General features: G+C 37.3%; 2 protein-coding genes. Both read right to left on the reverse strand.

Annotated elements, in window-relative coordinates; translation table 11 throughout:
• A partial coding sequence (locus ACTJJF_RS21935; RefSeq protein ID WP_440701014.1) for a hypothetical protein occupies positions 1 to 2,093 on the reverse strand: 2,093 nt, incomplete at its 3' end.
• 10 nt (positions 2,094 to 2,103) lie between these two features.
• Positions 2,104 to 3,705 (reverse strand): T9SS type A sorting domain-containing protein (locus ACTJJF_RS21940; RefSeq protein ID WP_440701015.1); only part of this gene is annotated, 1,602 nt, incomplete at its 5' end.

A 3,705-nucleotide genomic window follows, 5' to 3' on the forward strand; every position in this document is an offset into this window, starting at 1 on the left:
GGCTTATTGTTATGCGTATTTCGGAATATCTCATTCTTGGTCTCTACCATTCCTGAATCAAAGTAATTCCGGGAAACCACCTTGCTGTCCTTGATCCAAGAGGTTTTTGTTTCTATGAATTGATCCAGCTTGTAAGCAGGTCCATCATATTCTTCAATGGTATATTCAAACAAATCTTCAGATAATTTTTGATTTAAGGCATTATAGACTTCTTTCTTATCAATAAGCCCTCCGCGGGTAAGGTTATAATTAGGCCACAAACCATTTTGCCAAAGGTATGCATCCGGTGCCTTAAAGTAATATTTAGTATAGCCATTATTGCCGCCCTGAATAACTTTTATATTTTTATAAATCATTGAAGGAAGTAATGAATATCCACTTGAACTACCCGGGTCATCAAACTTATCATACTCATATTCATCCACTTTCACCGGAAGAGGAGTATTAATAATATTTACTACATCAGCATTATAATATTTAATGTTTTTAATTCTTGGAGGTCCTATTATTGTATATTCTTTAATAATCGTTTCAGTAGGCTCCCCATCTCCGTCACGCCATATCTGAACAACAGCAGGATCAGATAAGTTAAGATTCGAACATGAGAGATCATTGCAGTATAAATCAAGGTAATATTCACCAGGTTCAAATGTCCTTTTTTGAACATATTCTAAATCCGGATTCTGATCTATAGGCTGGCCCATAGCATGTGAAACACTATAAGTATCCCCATTTTTTTTCCAGAACTGAAGAGCCCATAAATAAGATGATACTTGCCCAATCCCTGAAGCATCTATTTCAAGATTCTTATTTTCTGTAAGCGTAAAAGCATACTTTCTTGGACCATTAACTTTTGTAAATGAAATATCAGTAAGATGGACCTTAGGAACCGGAACAGTTACCCTTCGTTCAACATACCCCATAGGAAAATCAAAAATATATTCAATAATACCTCCGGTAGGTAATTTGATCTTATTTAGCTCTGAAATATTACTTTTTTGTAGCTGATTATTTTTATCCAGAAATAATACCTGATCATAAGTAAATTCATATTTTTCAATCGTTTTTCCATTTTGATCAACCTGACTAAAGGAATTCAATGACCTTCTAAGCTCCTGAGGATCAGCGGAACCCAAATAAGGAGAAAGGTAGGAGTAATTGAAGATGTATTTTTTAACAAATATATTACTAGATGTTTTGAGTACAATATTATTGATCGAAAATATATCATTGTACTTACCATATTCTTCATTCTTGTTATAATTAATCTCTATAATTCCATGATCTTTTATTTCTATGCGGGTTAATTTGTTGGTTTCTGTTATAGTAGCCTGCTCATTAACTCCCGGAGGATATTTCATATCTCTTAAATAGGTATATTTTACCAATTCCTGACCATTTTCATCCAGAATGGAAGAAATATAAAAAGCACTTCTATATTGCTTATCAGCATACATAGGGCCATTTAAAGGATGATTTTTCTTCCATACATTCATCATATTGAGATCATAATCCTTAAAAACATACTGAATTCCTGACTCGCTTGTAATTGTAAAGGAATCTAAAATAAGGGTTGCCGGATTATCAGGTCTCTTGTATTCTATTTTAGAGGTAAAAGGAGTGAGTTTTATCAATTTAAAAGTATTATTCTGAATATCTCTTATAAACCTAAATTTCCCTGATTCCCCCGGAATATTAAAGTTATAAATATCATCAAATTCATTTTTAATGTAATGTTGAAGAGTATTGTCATCAAATACTTCATCAAAATCACCATCAATTTCTCTGGAAATAATACCTGTTCCTAAAAATGACCATCCTTGCCCTACTTCACTAACCCAATTATCATTAGAGGCATTCCCAGCATGGTAACTGAGTCCTAAATTAATATTGGCAGATTTATTTCCTGTTTCAATATTTATTAAAGGATAAGATATATCTGGTACACCTGTCTGTATAGAAACCGGCATCGTATTATAAGTAGATAAGCCTGCCGCAGAAGGAGTAGGTCGAATAATATCTACATTCTTGCTTTGCCCAATATATAAAACACTATATAAAAGGCATACCAGTAATTGCAATGTTTTCTTCATAATTATCAGTTTACTTTTTAATCAATTTAGCATTAGCTGTTTTGTTATTATCAGTTTTAATGGTCACCAGATAAGCGCCCTGTACAAGGTTCTGCGTATTGATCTTGGTAACATTATTCTTTGTCTTCAGACTCTGAAGCTGCCTTCCGCTCATATCATACAACAGAATTTCAGCTTCTTTGAAATCAAAGCCGATTTCTACATAAGCATAATCGGATACCGGGTTCGGATAAATCTTGATATCCTGTTTTTCGATCAGTTGGTTCACTTGTTTGTCTCCAAGCTTTATAATCTTCCAGTTCTCTTTCCCCAATTCTTTGGCACTGGTTCCGGCCAGGATTATAGAACCATCTCTGTTCAGTTTCAAATCTGAAAGTCTTTCTTCTCTCTGCCTTGATTCTCCTGCCACATGCTTTCGCCACTGCTCATTGCCATTCTGATCCAGATACAGCATCCAGAACGTTTCATCATCCTTTTCTATTCTGCCTTCAGCCTGAGTGTAGCCACCCAGCAATATTCCTGTTGTAACATCCTGGTTCTTGGTTCTTGATTCCTGGGTCTTTGTAATCACACTCATTCCCATTAAGACATCACGGTTTTTGAAGTTGTAGGATTTTTGCCACTGCTCATCCCCTCTTTCATTTAAAGAAATCAGCCAAAGGTCTGTGCCTTCTTGGGTGCCTACCGTTTTGTTTCCTGATCTTTCTGATCTGGATTCGCCACCAATGATATAACCGGTTGAAGTCAGGGCTAAAGTCCTGATATGGTCATCTCCTTTTCCGCCATAGTTTTTTTCCCATTCTATTTTTCCGTTCTTGTCAAGTTTTACGATCCAGTAATCGCCTTCACCGAAGTTGGTGCTTTGTTTGGAAGTTACAGAGGTCGGGGTGCGGGTAGCAGTACTTTCAGATGAAGATTTACTTTCAGGGTTTTTGACACCGGAACCTGAATCACGGACCTCGGAGCTTCTGGAATAAATTCCTAACAAAGCTCCGCCATCTTTCGTTGGGATCATTTTCTCAACTTCATCCAGGCCTTTTCCGCCTAAAATAAGCTGTGAGAGTTCTTTTCCATCTTTATCCAATCTTGTGATCCAGACGTCTTTGGAGCCATAGCCTTTGGATGAGTTCTGTACATTGCCGGCAACAAAGAATCCTAAATCGGTGGTTTGAATGACTGATCTTGCTTCTTCATCTGAGGAAGTTCCTAATGTTTTCTGCCATAGTTCATCACCGAATTCATTAAGCCTGATAAGCCAGATATCGGATCCTCCTCTGGAATCCTCTTTCTTATCGAGTCCTTTCCCGGAATAGGAGGTTCCGGCAAGAAGGAAGCCTCCGTCCTGGGTGGTAACGGTGGCTGACAGATAGTCATGATTCTGACCTGAGAAATATTTTTCCCAGACCTGATCTCCCTGCTGGTTGAGTTTTACCAGATGGAAATCGTAACCATTATTCTGCTTACTGCCTGAAGTCTGCAGCTTATCGCTTTGAATAGAGCTTCCCGTGATAAGGTATTGCTGATCGATAGTTGTGGTGACCTGGCTTAGAAAATCCTGAGTAGAGGATTGAATGTCTTTCTGCCATACCACTTCCTGAGCAGATAGCCCCAG

This window comes from Chryseobacterium sp. 22458, assembly GCF_052044975.1.
GTDB lineage: Bacteria > Bacteroidota > Bacteroidia > Flavobacteriales > Weeksellaceae > Chryseobacterium.